Genomic DNA, 16,081 nt, shown 5'->3' with positions numbered 1-16,081 from the left:
TTATCACCCATATTGGTTGAGTACGCCCGAAAAAGCTGATCGTCAAGGAGAGCCTTTGCACCACACCTCGCTGATCGCCACCATCGTCGCGGGTCTCGGTCTCGCTTTCATCTTCGGCGCCATCGCCAACCGGCTGAAACTGCCGGTGCTGGTCGGCTACCTGCTGGCCGGCGTGCTGGTCGGCCCGTTCACGCCCGGCTATGTCGCCGACCAGGAGCTGGCTCCGCAGTTGGCCGAGATCGGCGTGATCCTGCTGATGTTCGGCGTCGGCCTGCACTTCTCGCTGAAGGACCTGATGGCGGTGAAGAACATCGCCATCCCCGGCGCGGTCGTGCAGATCGGCGCGGCGACGGCGATGGGCCTTGGCCTGGCGGTCGTTCTGGGCTGGAGCATCGGGGCGGGGATCGTCTTCGGCCTGGCCCTGTCGGTCGCCTCGACCGTCGTGCTGCTGCGCGCGCTGCAGGAGCGACGGCTGATCGAGACCGGACGCGGCAAGATCGCGGTCGGCTGGCTGATCGTCGAGGACCTGGCCATGGTGCTGGCGCTGGTCCTGTTGCCCGCCCTGTCCGGCATGCTGGGCGGCGAGGCCTCGGCCAACCAGGCCGCTTCCGGGTTCCTGGGCGGCGGCGTCCTGGGCGCCTTCGCCATCACCATCGGCAAGGTCGTGGCCTTCGTGGCCCTGATGCTGATCGTCGGTCGCCGCGTGATCCCGTGGATCCTGCACCGCGTCGCCCACACCGGCTCGCGCGAGCTGTTCCGCCTGGGCGTGCTGGCCATCGCCCTGGGCGTCGCCTTCGGCTCGGCCGCGCTGTTCGGCGTGTCGTTCGCCCTGGGGGCCTTCTTCGCCGGCATGATCATGGCCGAGAGCGAGCTCTCCCAGCAGGCCGCCAACGAGACCCTGCCGCTGCGCGACGCCTTCGCCGTGCTGTTCTTCGTCTCGATCGGCATGCTGTTCAACTATCAGGTCCTGCTGGAGCAGCCGCTGGCCGTGCTGGCCACCGTGGCGATCATCATCATCGGCAAGTCGATCTTCGCGCTGGGCATCGTCCTGGCCTTCCGCCGCCCGATGAGCACGGCCCTGACCATCTCGGCCAGCCTGGCCCAGATCGGCGAGTTCTCGTTCATCCTGGCGGGCCTGGGCGTGTCGCTGAAGCTGCTGCCGCCCGAGGGGCGCGACCTGATCCTGGCCGGGGCCATCCTGTCGATCCTGCTCAACCCGCTGCTGTTCGCCATCCTCGATCGCGTGCTGCCCAAGATGATCGCCAAGGAACGCAAGGCCGCCGGCGAACCCCCGATCCTGGCCGCCGCCAAGCCGCACGCCCTGCTGGTCGGCTACGGCCGCGTCGGCAAGCTGGTGGCCGAGGGCCTGAAGGCCAAGACCCCGCTGGTCGTCATCGAGGACGATCCCGAGCGCGCCGAGGAGCTGCGCAAGGCCGGCTACGAGACGATCGGCGGCAACGCGGTCAAGCCCGAGGTGCTGCTGAAGGCCGGTCTCGACAAGGCCACCCACCTGTTCGTCGCCGTGCCCAGCCCGTTCGAGGCCAGCCGCATCATCGAACAGGCCCGCGCCGCCAACCCCAGCTGCGAGATCGTCGCGCGGGCCTATACCGACGCCGACGTCACACTTCTCAAGCAGATGGGCGCCACCCACGCCCTGATCGGCGAGGAAGAGATCGCGCGCGGCATGCTGGCGCGCGCGCCGAAGAAGAAGCCGGCGGTCCAGGCGGGGGGTCATTAGCCCCCTTAAGTAGCGACGGGCGATCATGGCGAGACGCGGTCGCGTTGACCGCGTGACAGCCAGCTTCTAGGTCTGCCCGCATCATGACCACCCGTCCGGGACAGTTCCGAGTCTTGCTCGCCGCGCTCGCGGCGATGCTGGCCGTGTTCGTCCAGGCGCTGACGCCGGCCGCGGCCATGGCCCACGACCTGCGCGAAAGCGGCTCGGTCATGGTCATCTGCTCGGCCGAGGGCTCCAAGGTCGTCATCCTCGAGAAGGACGGCAAGGTCAGCACGGCCCCGGCCAAGGGCTTCATGGGGCTGAAATGCTCCAACTGCGTGGGCCCGACCCTGGCGGTCACCGTCGATGCGCCGGTCCCGGCCATCGCCCCCGTCCAGTACGCGGACTATCTCGAGACGCCGGTCCAGTGCGTCCTCGGCGTTCGCGGTCACGCCCGCGCCCCGCCACGTCCGCCCAGCCAGGGCCCGCCCGCCAACCTGAACGCCTGACCCTTTTGCCGCCGCGCCGCGCTTGAAGACGCCGCGCGCCTCGTCACGCCTTCAGGATACCTCTTGTCATGTCGACCTTCCGTCGCGCCCTGCTGGGCGCCCCGCGCCCGCCTGTCTTTCGCTCGCCTGTCTCTCGCTCGCCGTCCTCGCGCCGGCCGCCGCCCAAGCCCACGGATGGGGCGGCGAAGGCCCCAACGAAGACCTGACCGACGTCTCCTCGGTCATCGTCACCGCCCGCCCCAATCCCGAGGATCCGCCCGTCGTCGCCAACGCCCGCAAGCGGCTGTCGGAGACCCCCGGCGCGGTGTCGGTGATCTCCCAGGAAAGCTATATCAACCGCCAGACCCTGGCCCTGGACGACATGCTGCGCGACGCCCCCGGCGTCTACGCCCAGCGCAAGTGGGGCGGCGACATCCGCATCTCGATCCGGGGCTCGGGCATCGGCAACGCCAATCACAACCGCGGCCTGCTGATCGCCCAGGACGGCGTGCCGCTGAACGAGGCCGACGGCTATGGCGACAGCCAGGTGGCCGATCCGCTGAACACCCGCTATGCCGAGGTCTATCGCGGCGGTAACGCCCTGCGGTTCGGCGGCGCCCTGCTGGGCGGGGCGATCAACATGGTCACGCCGACGGGCGAGGACGCCGGCTTCGCCAATCAGGTCCGCGTCGACGGCGGTTCCTACGGCCTGCTCCGCGAACACGTCGCCATCGCCCGCCAGTCGGGCGACTGGGATGTCTATGCGGCCGCGACCAACCAGACGGGCCAGGGCTGGCGCTCGCAGAGCCAGCAGAACATCCAGTTCGGCAGCCTGAATATCGGCCGGTCGTTCGGCCAGGACCGCGAGGTCCGCTTCATCGTCAACGGCTCGAACATCAACCAGGAGATCCCCGGCTCGCTGACCCTGGCGCAGTTCAACGCCAATCCGCGCCAGTCGGCGGCGGGCAACCTGTCCGGCGATCAGGGCCGCAACCAGCGCGGCGCGCGCGGTTCGCTGCGGACGACCTGGCGGCTGAACGACCAGCTGGTCTTCGAAGGCGCCGTCTATGGCGTATGGAAGGAGCTGGATCACCCGATCTTCCAGGTCATCGACCAGGAAAGCCGCAACTACGGCGCCTTCGGCCGCTTCGACTGGGACGGGCGGATCGGCGGCAAGCGGGCCGACGCCTTCTTCGGCGCGTGGTACCGCCAGGGCGACCTCGACTCGCACTTCTACCTCGACAACCGGGGCGCCCACGGGGCGCTGCAGTCGGTCTCGTACCAGAACGCCAAGGCCATGGACGTGTTCGGCGAGGGCCGGCTGTTCGTCACCGACCGCCTGGCCATTGTCGGCGGCGCGACCTGGGGGCAGGCCGAGCGCGACTATGTCAGCGTCGCGGTTCCGGGCGTGAAGAGCACGTTCAACCTGGCCGCCGCCAAGACCTACAACTGGATCTCGCCGCGCGTCGGCCTGCTGTGGCAGAACGAGCTGGGCGACCAGCTGTTCGCCAACCTGACCCGCTCGGTCGAGCCGCCGAACTTCAGTTCGATGAGCCCGACCAATACCGGCTTCGCCCCCGTGAAGGCCCAGAAGGCCTGGACGGGCGAGGTCGGGGCGCGCGGCCATCGCGGCCCGTTCACCTATGACCTGACCCTCTATCGCGCCGAGCTGAAGGACGAGATGCTGCAGTACGCGGTGACCTCGTCGATCCCGGCCTCGACCTTCAACGCCGACAAGACCGCGCACCAGGGGATCGAGGCGGCGCTGGACTGGGCCGTGGCCCCGCATTGGCGCATCCGCCAGACCTGGACCCTGTCGGACTTCCGCTTCAAGGACGACGTCCAGTTCGGCGACAACCGCCTGCCGATCGTGCCCAAAAGCTTCTACCGCTCGGAGGTCCGCTACGACGATCCGCGCGGCTGGTTCGTGGCCCCGTCGCTGGAGTGGTCGGCGACCGACCAGTGGATCGACTACAAGAACACCCAGAAGGCGCCCGGCTATGCGATCCTGAACCTGAACGCCGGCTGGAAGGTCACGCCCGCCGTGTCGCTGTTCGTCGACGCGCGGAACCTGACCGACAAGGCCTATGTCTCCAACACCCAGGCGGCCGTCGCCTGGACCGCCGCCACCGCCACCCTCTGGCCCGGCGACGGCCGCTCGGTGTTCGGCGGCGTCATGGTGAACTTCTGAGGAGAATGCCGATGAAGACCCCACTGATTGCTCTTCTCGCGCTCGTGGCGACACCGGCCGCCGCCCACGTCGTGGCCGCGCCCGACACCGCCAGGGCCGGCTCCTACGCCGCCATCGCCTTCCGCGTCGGCCACGCCTGCGCGGCCGGCGACACTACCCTGAAGGTCCGCATCGAGATTCCGGACGGCGTCGCCTCCGCCCGGCCGCAGGCGAAGCCGGGCTGGACCTACACGCTCGAGCGCGGCCCCGACCCGAAGGCCGCGCCAACGGCGATCACCTTCGAGGGCCGGCTGCCCGACGAGGCCTTCGACGACTTCGCGGTGCTGATGAAGCTCCCCGTCACCGGCGACCGCCTGGTCTTCCCGGTCGTCCAGACCTGCGAGAAGGGCGAGAGCCAGTGGACGGAGGTGGCCGACCCCGCCCGGCCCGACGAAAAGCTGAGCCGCCCCGCCCCGACCGTCACCCTGACCCCCGCCCCGATTTCCACCGACGCGGCCCCCGCCGCCCATCATCATTGAGAAGGAGCGTCCCATGTCGCGTCCGTTCGCCATCGCCCTGACCGCCATACTGGCCGCCGCCGCCGTCGCCCCGCTGGCGCATGCCGGCGACTACAAGCTCGGCGCCCTGACCATCCGCCAGCCCTGGAGCCGCCCGGCCCAGGCCGGCATGAACGGGGTGGGCTTCATGACCATCGCCAATGCCGGCAAGACCCCGGCGACCCTGCAGCGCGCGGAGACCCCGGCCGCCGCCTCGGTCGAGATCCACCAGTCGGCCATGGCCAATGGCGTCATGACCATGCGCGAGCTGGACAAGGGCGTGGTGATCCCGGCCGGCGGCCAGGTCGCCTTCGCTCCCGGCGGCTATCACTTCATGATCCTGTCGCTGAAAGCGGCCCAGACCGTGGGGCAAAAAGTTCCTGTAACCCTGGTCTTCGACAATGGCCGCAAGGTCCAGGTCGAGCTGGCCGTGCAACTGACCCCGCCGGCCGGCGGGCAGGCTCCGGCCGCGGCCGGACACCAGCACTGACGACCATGAAAATGGGCTACATGAACTTTTTTTAAGGGAGCAAATATTCCGCGTCCGTGCAGATTGCCGGCCAGAGCCTGTCCGTTTCCGATGAAAATCGGAAACGGATAACAGGCTCTGCCTCACACCAACGGATGCGACTTCCATGAAACGAGTTTGGTTCGGCGCCGCGGCGATCGCAGCGCTGTCTCTGTCGGCCTTCGGGGCGCAAGCCCACGAGGAGCACCCCTGCGTCAACGACTCCTGCACGGTGCAATCGCTGCTGCCGGCGCTGGCGGAAGGCGTGGCCTCGGGCGACGTCACCTCGCTGGAGTCGCCGCGCTACGGGACCTGGGGTTTCGACCTCTCGGGCATGGACACCTCGGTGAAGCCCGGCGACGACTTCTACAAGTTCGCCAACGGCGCCTGGGACGCCAGGACCGTGATCCCGTCGGATCGCACCCGCTACGGCAACTTCGACAAGCTGGCGGAACTGTCTGAAGCCCGCACCAAGGCGCTGATCGAAGCCGCGGCCGCCGACAAGGCCGCCACCGGCGACAAGGCCAAGATCGGCGCCGCCTATCGCGCGTTCATGGACGAGGCGACGATCGAGAAGCTCGACGCCGCCCCGATCAAGCCGTGGCTGGCCGGCGTCCAGAAGATCAAGACCAAGGACGAGTTCACCGCCCTGATGGGCAAGAGCTCGACCACGCCCTATTCGGCCCTGATCGGCCTGGGCATCTCGACCGACGCCAAGAGCCCCAACGCCTACGCCGTCTACGCCGCGACCGGCGGCCTCAGCCTGCCCGACCGCGACTATTATCTGGACGCCAAGTTCGCCGACAAGAAGACCGCCTACCTGGCCTATGTCGAAAAGATGCTGACCCTGGGCGGCTGGGAAAAGCCGGCCGAAAACGCCAAGGCCGTGGTCGACTTCGAGACCAAGCTGGCCGAGGCCTCCTGGAGCCGGGTCGAGCGCCGCAACCGCGACAAGACCTACAACCCGGCCACCCTGGCCGAGCTCCAGGCCCAGACGCCGGGCTACGACTGGAACCGCTACCTGGTCGGCACGGAACTGCCGAAGATCGACCGCGTCATCGTGACGACCAACACCTCGTTCCCGAAATACGCCAAGATCTACGCCGACACCCCGATCGAGACCCTGAAGGCCTGGCAGGCGTTCAAGGTGATCGACGGCGCGGCCCCGATGCTGTCCAAGCGCTTCGTCGACGCCAGCTTCGAGTTCCGCAACAAGACCCTGGCCGGCCAGCCCGAGCAGAAGCCCCGCTGGAAGCGCGGCGTGGCCGAGGTCAACGGCCTGCTGGGCGAGGCGGTCGGCAAGGAGTATGTCGCGGCCTATTTCCCGCCGGACTCCAAGGCCAAGATGGTCGCCCTGGTCGGCGACATCCGCACCGTCCTGAAGACCCGCATCGACGCGTCGGACTGGATGGGCGCCGAGACCAAGGCCAAGGCCCAGGACAAGCTGGCCAAATTCACCGTCAAGATCGGCTATCCCGACAAGTGGCGTGACTATTCCAAGCTGGAGATCAAGGAAGGCGACGCCTACGGCAACTCCCTGCGCGAGGCCGCCTGGGACTACCGCCACGACGTCGAGCGCCTGAACCAGCCGGTCGACAAGACCGAGTGGGGCATGACCCCGCAGACGGTCAACGCCTACTACAACTCGGTCAACAACGAGATCGTGTTCCCGGCCGCCATCCTGCAGGCCCCGTTCTTCCATCCGGACGCGGATCCGGCCGTCAACTACGGCGGCATCGGCGGCGTGATCGGCCACGAGATCGGCCACGGCTTCGACGACCAGGGCCGCAAGTCCGACGGCGACGGCGTGCTGCGCGACTGGTGGACGGCCGAGGACGCCGCCAAGTTCGACGTCCAGAAGGTCAAGCTGGGCAAGCAGTACTCGGCGTTCGAGCCCTTCCCGGGCATGCACGTCAACGGCGACCTGACCATGGGCGAGAACATCGGCGACATGTCGGGCCTGGGTTTCGCGCTCGACGCCTACCATGTCTCGCTGCAGGGCAAGCCCTCGCCGGTGCTGGACGGCTTCACCGGCGACCAGCGCGTCTATCTGGGCTGGGCCCAGGTCTGGCGCCAGAAGTCGCGCGACGACGCGCTGAAGCAGCAGATCGCCAGCGATCCGCACTCGCCGGCCGTCTACCGCGTCAACGGCACGGTCCGGAACCAGCCGGGCTGGTACGCCGCCTTCGACGTCAAGCCGGGCGACAAGCTGTACGTCGCCCCGGCGGACCGCGTGAAGATCTGGTAGGTCCCGCGATCCGGCGGAAATCGGAAAGGGCCGGCGAAAACGCCGGCCCTTTTTCGTGAGCGAAACAGACGACCGCCCAAAGCCGGAAAGCTGTCGTTCCAGGTGGCGGCGAAGGGGGGATGGAAGACGCGCCTCACCCAACATTGCGTCGTGCCAATAAGCCCGGCTTGCGGAACCAGGCGTGACCAACTTCTGGCTAGATGAGGCAGGCGATGGCGACGCCAAATTCACAACTTGCATCAGCCCCCAACGAGATCACAATCTTGAATTGATTGCGCGGGAGTCGGCGTGTGGTGACGATGAAGGCGGTGCTAGCTTTGGCGTTGGCCGTGACGGCTGGCCTGGGACCGACCGACTTCCCCTGCAGCGGCTGCTAAAGGATCCGGACGCCGCCCGCACCTTTGACTATTGGCGACTGCGGGAGCGCCGGGGTCCCGAAGCCATCCCGCCGTTGCACACCCTCTCCTATGCGGCCATGGGACTGAAGGAGAACATCCCCGAGACGCGTTGTTTCACGGACGCCGAGACCGAGGTCCAGGCGGGCTTGAAGGGCGTCGAGAGCGCTATCTCCTCCATGCAGTGGCGAGAGGATCGCGACGCCGCCGCCGGCGCGGTCCGCCGGCTGGACCAAGCCCTAGCCGCCCTGATGGCTGGCCACTCCAGTGGCGATGTCGCGCTGGATCGCGCGATCCAGCCCTTTCTCGACCGCGCCAGGACAGACAAGACGGCTCGCGGTCGCGAACTAGCCCTTCGCGTCGCCAAGGATCAGGCCATTCGCCGGGCATACGGAAATCAGGCATTGCTAGGTCCGCTTTCGCCGTTAGCCGCGCGCCTGACGAACCAAAGGATAGCCGTTCGCGCCTGCCGGATCGACGCCGACAATGTCGCCTGGATCAAGCGCGAGGTGCGAAGCCGTGGCTGGTTCGAGATCTCGCGCTACGGACGCGAGGCCGAGAAGGACGCCTGGCTGCTGGCGCAGCACGCAGACGGCGACGTCACCTTCCAGACCGAAATCTTGACCCGGCTCGACGCACTGCAGACAAAGGGCGAGACCGATCCAAAGAACTACGCCTACCTCTATGACCGGGTCGCCACCAATACTGGGCGCCCTCAGCGCTACGGCACCCAGGGCGGATGTCGCGACGGCAGGCGCTTCACGTTTCCACTCGAAGATTCCGCTAAGGTCGATCAACTACGGGCCGAGGTCGGCTTGACCACCCTCGCCGAATACAATGCTCGCTTCACATGCCGCGACTGACTATCGTCTAGCGAAGCTCGTGCGCCTTTTAGAAGGCGGGCGACTATTTAGGGGGAGGGCATCGTCCGGGCCCCGGTCGGCTTCGCCGCGCGGGATGGAATGGGAATGTCCACACAGGGTCGGGAACGCCGCGCCCGGCGCCGGACATTGGGCGCCGTGCTGGCAAGCGGACTTGGCGACGGTCTGTTCGGGGTGGTGAACTGACGCGGGCCCCAAAGACATCCCAGCAGCCAAGTGCGCGGTTCAGGAAAGCTAGGTTCGGATCCGAAGACGAGTGTCCACGGCCCCTAGCCCAAGCTCCGGACGGCAAGGTACCGCTCTTGGACGGCGACGTCCTGGCTGGTGACGAAAAGCTCTGGCCAAGGACCTGGCTCGTACCCTCCCCAACCATGCCACTCGTTGTTGATCTGCCCCGCCTCAATGTCTGATTTGGCGCGAAACGTGTGACGAAGCACGGAATTGGGGGAGACTTTTCTTTCTCAGTTCATCGCCATGTTCGCTGACCGCAGACCACTCGAAGGAGTGGCTGTCAGGATCTTCCCAAATCTCGAAAAGTAGCGTGTAGATCATCCTCCTATCTTGCCCGCCGGCAGCAACGGCAGCAACGGGTCGGAAAATGCTCTAGGTCAGCGTCCCCCAGGCGTGGCCGTCGCCGTAGACGCCCACAAGGTCGACATTGAGCTTGGCGTCGCCGTCGGCGAAGTCGTTGAGGAAGGCGGTGTTGGCCGCGGCGTAGCGGCCGGTGTTCTCCAGCACCGCGGCGGCCAGCAGCCAGCCGATGATCCCGGCCTTGGCGCCTTCCGCCGAGCCCGCCACGAGCTCGAAATAGCGCAGGCGGGTCATGTCCTGACCGACCTGATCGTAGAGCAGGTGCTGGGTCTTGTCGTCCGTCAGGGTGACGCCGAAGATCTCCTTATAGGCCTTGGTCAGGGTCTGTTCGGGGTTCAGCGCGCCATAGTTCGTCTCGAACCAGGCATGGGCCTGGCCCTGGGGCGAGGCCAGGTTGACCGCGAAGTTGATGTAGCGGTTGTCGACGTTGAACGTCTGATAATAGGCGTCGCTCAGGTCGCTGGCGTTGACGGTCTCCGGGGCGTGCAGCAGGTACTCCAGCCCTGCCGCCGTCGGCGTCTTGCCGGTGAAGAACGCGTAGGTCATCACCGCCACCGACGTCGTCCCGGCCACCAGCTTGTTGAGGTCTGTGACCGTCGAGCCGTCGACCATCTTCAGCGTCTCGACGTTGCGGATGGTGTCGTCGCCCTCGAAGCTGGTGGCCAGCAGGCCGGCGCCGTTGTGGGTGAAGATGTAGTCCTTGAGGTCGCCGCCCATCAGCACGGTGTCGGCGCCCACGCCGCCGTCCATCAGGTCGTCGCCCTCGCCGCCGAACAGCGTGTCGTCGCCGGCGTCCCCATAGAGCTTGTCGTTGCCGCCCTTCGATCCGACGGTGTCGTCGCCGCCGCCGCCGTGCAGGACATCGTCGTCGGCGCCCAGCACGATGTACTGGTTTTGGTTGTCGCCGAAGACCACCTGGGATCCCTCGCCGCCGCCGACCTTGGTGGCGCCGACGATGGTCACGAAGTCGATGTTGTTGAGATTGATGATCGTGCCGGACGGCAGCTTGGTGACGTCGAGCACCAGGGCCGTCAAGACACCGTCCGTGGGCGCGCCGCCGTCGAAGGTGAGGGGCGTGTTCGACGGGGCTCCCGGCGATACGGTCGGGGTCACGGACTGCACCAGGATGCGCGCATCGTTGGTCAGGGTGGAAAGGAAATCGCCGCCCGCCCCGGTCTGGCTACTGTTTCCGCCCGCGGCCACGATGGCGGTGACCAGGTTGTCGAGGGAACTTCCCGCCGTTTCCGGCCTGTCGCCGCCGGTGACGGTCATGCTGAAGCCCACCGGCGCCGACACCGACAACAGCGACTGGCCGTTCTCGGTAAACAGCGGAATGTCGGCGGTCTGGTCGGTGGCCGAGGGGGTGACCGGCGCGATGGTCGTCGTCTGGGTGACCGAGCCGTCGGCGTTGGTGGTCTTGGTCACCTCCACCGGCGCGCCGTCGATCACCGTGCCGGTCGTGGTCGATGGCGGCGTGCTGCTGCCGACCGTGACCGTCGTCGAGGCGACGACCTCGGCCGCCCCGCGCCCATCGGTATAGCTGGCCACGACGCTGATCGCCTTGCCGATGTCGGCGCCGGTGAGCGCGAGGGTGGCGTTCGTTGCGCCGACGATGTCGGCCCCGTCCGCCTTCCACTGATAGCTGATCGTCCCCAGGCCATCGGCGTCGGCCAGGGTGTTGCCGGCCGTCAGGGTCTGACCATCGACCGCCGCGCCGGTGATCACAACCGCGCCGGTCGGAAGGTCGTTGACGTTGGCGATCGTCGCGGTGGCGGCGCTGGTCGCCGATTCCGAGAAGCCCTGTCCGTCGGTGTAGCTGACCACCACCCGCACCGTGGCGCCGACATCGGCGTCGCCCAGCGTATAGGTCGCCTGGTCGGTCGCGCCGATGCTGACATAGCCGCCGCCTGTGTCGCGCTGCCAGTCGTAGAGCAGCGTCCCCAGACCGTCGACGTCGGCCAGGGTCGAGACCGCCGTCAGGACCTGGTCCTCGGTCGCCGCACCCGTGATCGACGCCCCGCCGGTGTGCGGATCATTGACCCCGGCGATGTTCGCGGTCGCGACGCCGTTGACCGTCTCGGCCGTTCCCTTGGCGTCGGTGTAGCTGACCACCACGCGGATCGCCTTGCCGACGTCCGCTTCGCCCAGGGTATAGGTCGCCTGGTCGGTCCCGACATTGTCGTAGCCGGCGCCATTGGACCTTTGCCACTGATAGTGCAGCGTCCCCAGGCCATCGCCGTCGACCAGGGCCGTGGTGTTGGCCGTCAGCACCTGGTCCTCGGTCGTCGCGCCGGTGATCGTGACCGCGCCGGTCGGGAGGTCGTTGACGTTGGCGATGTTGACGATCACCGCGCCGCCGGCTTGGGACGTGGAACCCGAGCCCTGACCGCCGCCGGGCGAGCCGTCGTCGAGCAGATAGTTGAGCGTCACGCTGGCAGGCGGGGCGTCGCTGCCGTTGGCGTAGGTGATATGGTTGATGACGTCATTGACCAGCGCCGTCGTGGCGGATGCTCCCGAGCTGGTGAAGCTGATCGTCAGCACGCCGCCGCTACTGGTGAACGTGGCGAACGTCAGCCCGCCGACCTGAAGGTCGCCGCCGGAGACCGTGAACGATCCGCCGCTGGCGAAGGCGAAGCTGTCGGCGGCGTTGGCCGAGGCGCGCTGCACCGTGAAGCTGGCGCCGCCATAGTCGCCATCGCCGCCGTTGCGGGCGTCCAGGTCCAGGTCGGACACCGCCAGCGCGCCCAGCAGCGTCGCGGCCGTCTGCTCGGTCGCGCCGACCGCGGTCGCCGTGGCCGGCGCGACGGGGCTGTCGTTGACCGGCGTGATGGTGGTGGTCAGGGTCAGGCTGGCGTCGCTGAAGCGGGTCTGGGCGCCGTTGACGCTGACGTCCAGGAGCGCGCCGGCCGTCACCGCGCCGCCCGAGCTGTCGATCAGATAGGCGGTCAGGGCGGGCGTCGTCCCGTTGTAGTCGGCGGCGGGCAGGAAGCGGACCAGCGTGCCGGCCGCCAGCGCCAGGGCGGAACTCTCGGTGGGCGCGCCGATCGTGACCCAGGCGCCGTTGAAATATTGCCAGACGCCTTCGCCGGCGGCGGCGTTGCCGGTGATGGCCACGCCGGCCAGGGTGTCGCCGCCGTCGATGTCGGTGAAGTGCGCGGCGAAGATCGTCGCGACGCTCTGGCCGCCGGGGTCTGCGGTGTCCTCGTCGACGGCGGCCAGGGTGGCCGAGCCGGTCGGGATCGGGGCGTCGTTGGTCCCGGTGACCGTGACGCCCAGCGTCATGGCCGAGCCATACGGGCTCGAGCCGCCCGTGATGGTCAGGTCGGCGGTCGCGCCGGTGGTCACCGCGCCCGCCGAGTCCTCGATCATGTGGACGGTCAGGCTGGGCGGCGCGCCCGCATAGTCAGCCGCCGGCGCGAAACGCACCAGGGCGCTGGCGTCGAGGATCAAGGCCGAGGCGGTCGAGACGGCCGGCAGGTCATGCCACACCGCGCCGTCATAGTACTGGTAGACCCCCTGGGCCGCGGACGCCGTGTTGGCCGTCACCGCCACGCCCGCGAAGGCGTTGGCCGAACTGCCGCCCGACACCGTGTCCTTGGCGTCCGAGAAGTGGCCGCTGAACAGCGAGCTCACCGTCTGGCCCGCGCCCGGGGCGGAGTCCTCGACGATACTGGTCAGGGTGACGGCCGCGCCGCCGGTGGTGACCGGCGCATCGTTGACCGCCGCGACCCCATGATCCAGCACCACCGTACCGGCGCTGTAGACCGTCGAGCCGCCGTTGGTGGTGGTGTCGACGGTGGCGCCGTTGGTCAGCGCGCCGCCGCTGGCGTCGACGACCCGCGCCGTCAGGGTCGGGGCCGGACCGTTGAAGTCGACGGCCGGCGCGAAGCGGATCGCCGTCGAGGCGGCCAGCAGCACCGACGCCGAGCTCGAGGCCGCGCCGACGTTCACCCAGGTCGCGCCGTTCCAGTACTGCCATTGGCCCGCGCCGGCGGCGGAGCCGTTGGCGACGATGGCGACGCCGGCGAAGGCGTCCTGATCGGTGTCGCTGTACTGTCCGCCGAACAGGGACGTAACCGTGTTGACCAGGGTCGTGGGCGAGACGTCCTCGTCGGTCGCTCCCAGGGTTTCGCCGCCGTCTCCGCCGACGGTCGGGGCGTCGTTCACGCCGACGACGGTGATCGCGTAGCTGTCGCTGTCGCTCTTCACGCCATCCGCGCCGGAGCCGCCGCCATCGCTGGTGACGACGGACAGGGAATCCGTCCCGCTGAAGCCGTTGTCGCCGAGATAGACGAGGCCGTTCGACGCCGCCAGGGTGGCGTTGATCGCCGCCTGCGTGCCGGTGATCGTAACGCTGGCCGTGCCGTTGCCGGCAATGTCGCCCGCGGTCAGGCCGCTGGCGACATTGGTCCGCAGGGTGAGCACGCCGTCCGACACGCCGAGCGTCATCGTCATCGTCTGCGACGCCGGGGCGTCGACATCGCTGATCTGCAGGCCGGTGATGGCGATGTTCGCGCCTTCGGCGCCCGTGGCGCTGGTGACCGCGCTGTTGACCGGCGCGTCGTTGACGCCGCTGATGTTGAGCGTGGTCGCGCCGGTGTTGACCGTCGAGCCGGCCATGTCGGGCGTGCCGTCGTTCAGCGTCCAGGTGATGGTGCGGCTGGTGTTGGCGCCGTGGTTGGTCGGGTCGTCGCCCGTGGCCCAATAGCTGACGCCGGCCAGGGCCGTCTGGTAGTGCGCCAGGGTGTCGTAGCCCGACAAGGTCAGGGTCTCGGTCGCCGCGTTCCACGACACGGTGATGCTGGTGCCGCTGATCGTGCCGGTGATCTGGCCCGACGATCCGTAGCCCAGGTGGTCGTCGGCGGCGCTGGTCTCGCCGGTCGCGAACGTGCCGCCGGTGATCTGCACCGTGGCGCCGGTCAGGTAGCCCCCGTCGCTGTCGGAGACGGTCGGCGCGCCGGTCAGCAGCGTGGTCTTGGTCGCCGCCTGCTCGACCGCCGCCACGCCCGCGCCGGTCAAGCTGCTCAGCACCGGCAGCTGCGCGAAGGTCAGGCCTTCGATATTGGCGCCGGAATGGGTGAAGCCCGGCGAGAGGCTGTCGATCAGGGTGGCCGTCGTACCCGCGCCGTCCAGCTGGAAGACGTAGATGACGTCGTCCGTGTCCGAACCGTTGGTTTCCTCGCTCTCGATATAGAGCTGGCGCAGGTTCGGATCGAACGTCATGTCGCCGGGATAGAAGGCGCCACCGCCCGGCATGCCGACCAGGGTCACCTGCGTGGCCGTGCCGCTGGAGGCGTTCTCGCTGATGTACCAGAGCGCGTTCTCGGCGGCCGTGTAGTTGCCGCCGCCGGACGGGTTCTGGGAGTGGGTCACGAAGTAGACGAGGTCGGTGCTCTCATCGACCTCGATGTCGCCGAAATAGCTGCCGCCGTCCGGGAACTGCGACTGGGAGACCAGCTGGGTATGGATGTTCGGGTTCGACAGATCGAGACGGAAGACGCCCGCCGCCAGACCGTCGACCCGCTCGGTATAGAACAGGCGGCCGATCGAGGTATCGAGCGCGAAGTCCTGCGGATCGAGGACATAGTAGCCACTCTCATCGGCGCGGTTGTCGCTCACCGCCGTGGTCAGGAAGCCGTTGTCCGTCACCGCGCCGGCCGCGTCATAGCTGTAGACGCGGATGCCGGTAATGGAGCCGTCCGGTATGCCGGCCCCGTCCTGGGAGCCGACATAGATCTTCCGGTTGACCGCATCGACCTCGATCGTGTTGACGATGGCGGCGGTGGGGAAGGTCACGACGACGGTCGGCGCCGCGGCGCTGCCGATCTGGCCGCGCACCAGGACGGCGTTGTCGTTGTTCTGGCTGCCGATTACCGCGAAGTAGTAGCCCGCCGCCGTATCGACGCCGATGTCCGACGTGAACGACGAGCTGAACTGGTCGTCGCCCGCGCCGCCCACGCCATTGCTGGCGACCGTGGTCTGGCTGGTTCCGTCGCTGTTGATCCGGTACAGGCGGGTGTCGGAATCGCCGCCCTCGGTGAACACCCAAAGCTGACCCGTCAGGGCCGCGCCACCCGACCGTTGCGGGCCATTGTCGGTGTTGTCGTCACCGTTGGTGTCTAGCTGCGCCATGGATTCAGCCTCGAATTTGAGCAGGCGCACGGCACGGCGCCTCGAAAACTATCGGGCTGTCCTGGATGGCGAAGATTTCTTGGGGGCAGCCGCTAAACACGCTTGCCCCAAGAACAATGTTCACTTCGTCACGCGAATCTCCGGGCCGATGTACTGTTCAACCTTGGGTTTTCGTTTGCCGCGACTTACGTAACCCAAGATATTCACCACACTTAATTGGCGAATGTTTGATACTGATACCAGATCGGCGCCGTTCTTTCCGTTCGCGATTCCAAAGGTCCTTGGCTCTTCCCACCCATGTGTCGTGATTTCGACACCCGGCTTTCCATTCTCAATCGCAATTTCGCTTTCTTGCGCGCGGAATGTTCTTGCCATAGTCAAAGCACGTCTGAGA

Annotated in this window: 8 protein-coding genes; 7 read left to right on the top strand and 1 reads right to left on the bottom strand. The window is 67.7% G+C overall.

Annotated features, from left to right (window positions below; all coding sequences use genetic code 11):
- Positions 1 to 55: 55 nt before the first annotated feature.
- The 7 genes from ybaL to ACHMW8_RS09350 all read left to right on the top strand — a co-directional run bounded on the left by ybaL (position 56) and on the right by ACHMW8_RS09350 (position 8,946).
- Positions 56 to 1,738, top strand: a complete 1,683-nt coding sequence (ybaL, locus tag ACHMW8_RS09380) for a YbaL family putative K(+) efflux transporter (protein ID WP_395445377.1) — start codon at positions 56 to 58, stop codon at positions 1,736 to 1,738.
- Positions 1,739 to 1,821: 83 nt separating this feature from the next.
- Positions 1,822 to 2,226 (top strand): DUF2946 family protein, encoded by a 405-nt coding sequence (locus ACHMW8_RS09375; RefSeq protein WP_395445376.1) that lies wholly within the window; start codon positions 1,822 to 1,824, stop codon positions 2,224 to 2,226.
- 22 nt (positions 2,227 to 2,248) lie between these two features.
- Complete coding sequence (locus tag ACHMW8_RS09370) at positions 2,249 to 4,396, top strand: TonB-dependent receptor family protein (protein ID WP_395445375.1); 2,148 nt, start codon at positions 2,249 to 2,251, stop codon at positions 4,394 to 4,396.
- Between the two features lie 11 nt (positions 4,397 to 4,407).
- Positions 4,408 to 4,914 carry a YcnI family protein gene (locus ACHMW8_RS09365; protein WP_395445374.1) on the top strand — a complete coding sequence of 169 codons (507 nt, stop codon included), beginning with the start codon at positions 4,408 to 4,410 and terminating at the stop codon, positions 4,912 to 4,914.
- A gap of 13 nt (positions 4,915 to 4,927) precedes the next feature.
- Complete coding sequence (locus tag ACHMW8_RS09360; RefSeq protein ID WP_395445373.1) at positions 4,928 to 5,422, top strand: copper chaperone PCu(A)C; 495 nt, start codon at positions 4,928 to 4,930, stop codon at positions 5,420 to 5,422.
- 145 nt (positions 5,423 to 5,567) lie between these two features.
- Positions 5,568 to 7,688, top strand: a complete 2,121-nt coding sequence (locus tag ACHMW8_RS09355) for a M13 family metallopeptidase (protein WP_395445372.1) — start codon at positions 5,568 to 5,570, stop codon at positions 7,686 to 7,688.
- Between the two features lie 451 nt (positions 7,689 to 8,139).
- Positions 8,140 to 8,946: a DUF6624 domain-containing protein gene (locus ACHMW8_RS09350; RefSeq protein WP_395445371.1), complete on the top strand. Its 807-nt coding sequence runs from the start codon at positions 8,140 to 8,142 to the stop codon at positions 8,944 to 8,946.
- Between the two features lie 621 nt (positions 8,947 to 9,567).
- Here the strand turns inward: ACHMW8_RS09350 and ACHMW8_RS09345 are convergent.
- Positions 9,568 to 15,687, bottom strand: a complete 6,120-nt coding sequence (locus tag ACHMW8_RS09345; protein ID WP_395445370.1) for a hemolysin-type calcium-binding protein — start codon at positions 15,685 to 15,687, stop codon at positions 9,568 to 9,570.
- Between the last annotated feature and the right edge of the window lie 394 nt (positions 15,688 to 16,081).

Source organism: Caulobacter sp. UC70_42 (assembly GCF_044056025.1).
Taxonomy (GTDB): Bacteria; Pseudomonadota; Alphaproteobacteria; order Caulobacterales; family Caulobacteraceae; genus Caulobacter.
This window is presented reverse-complemented; position numbering and strand designations above follow the sequence as displayed.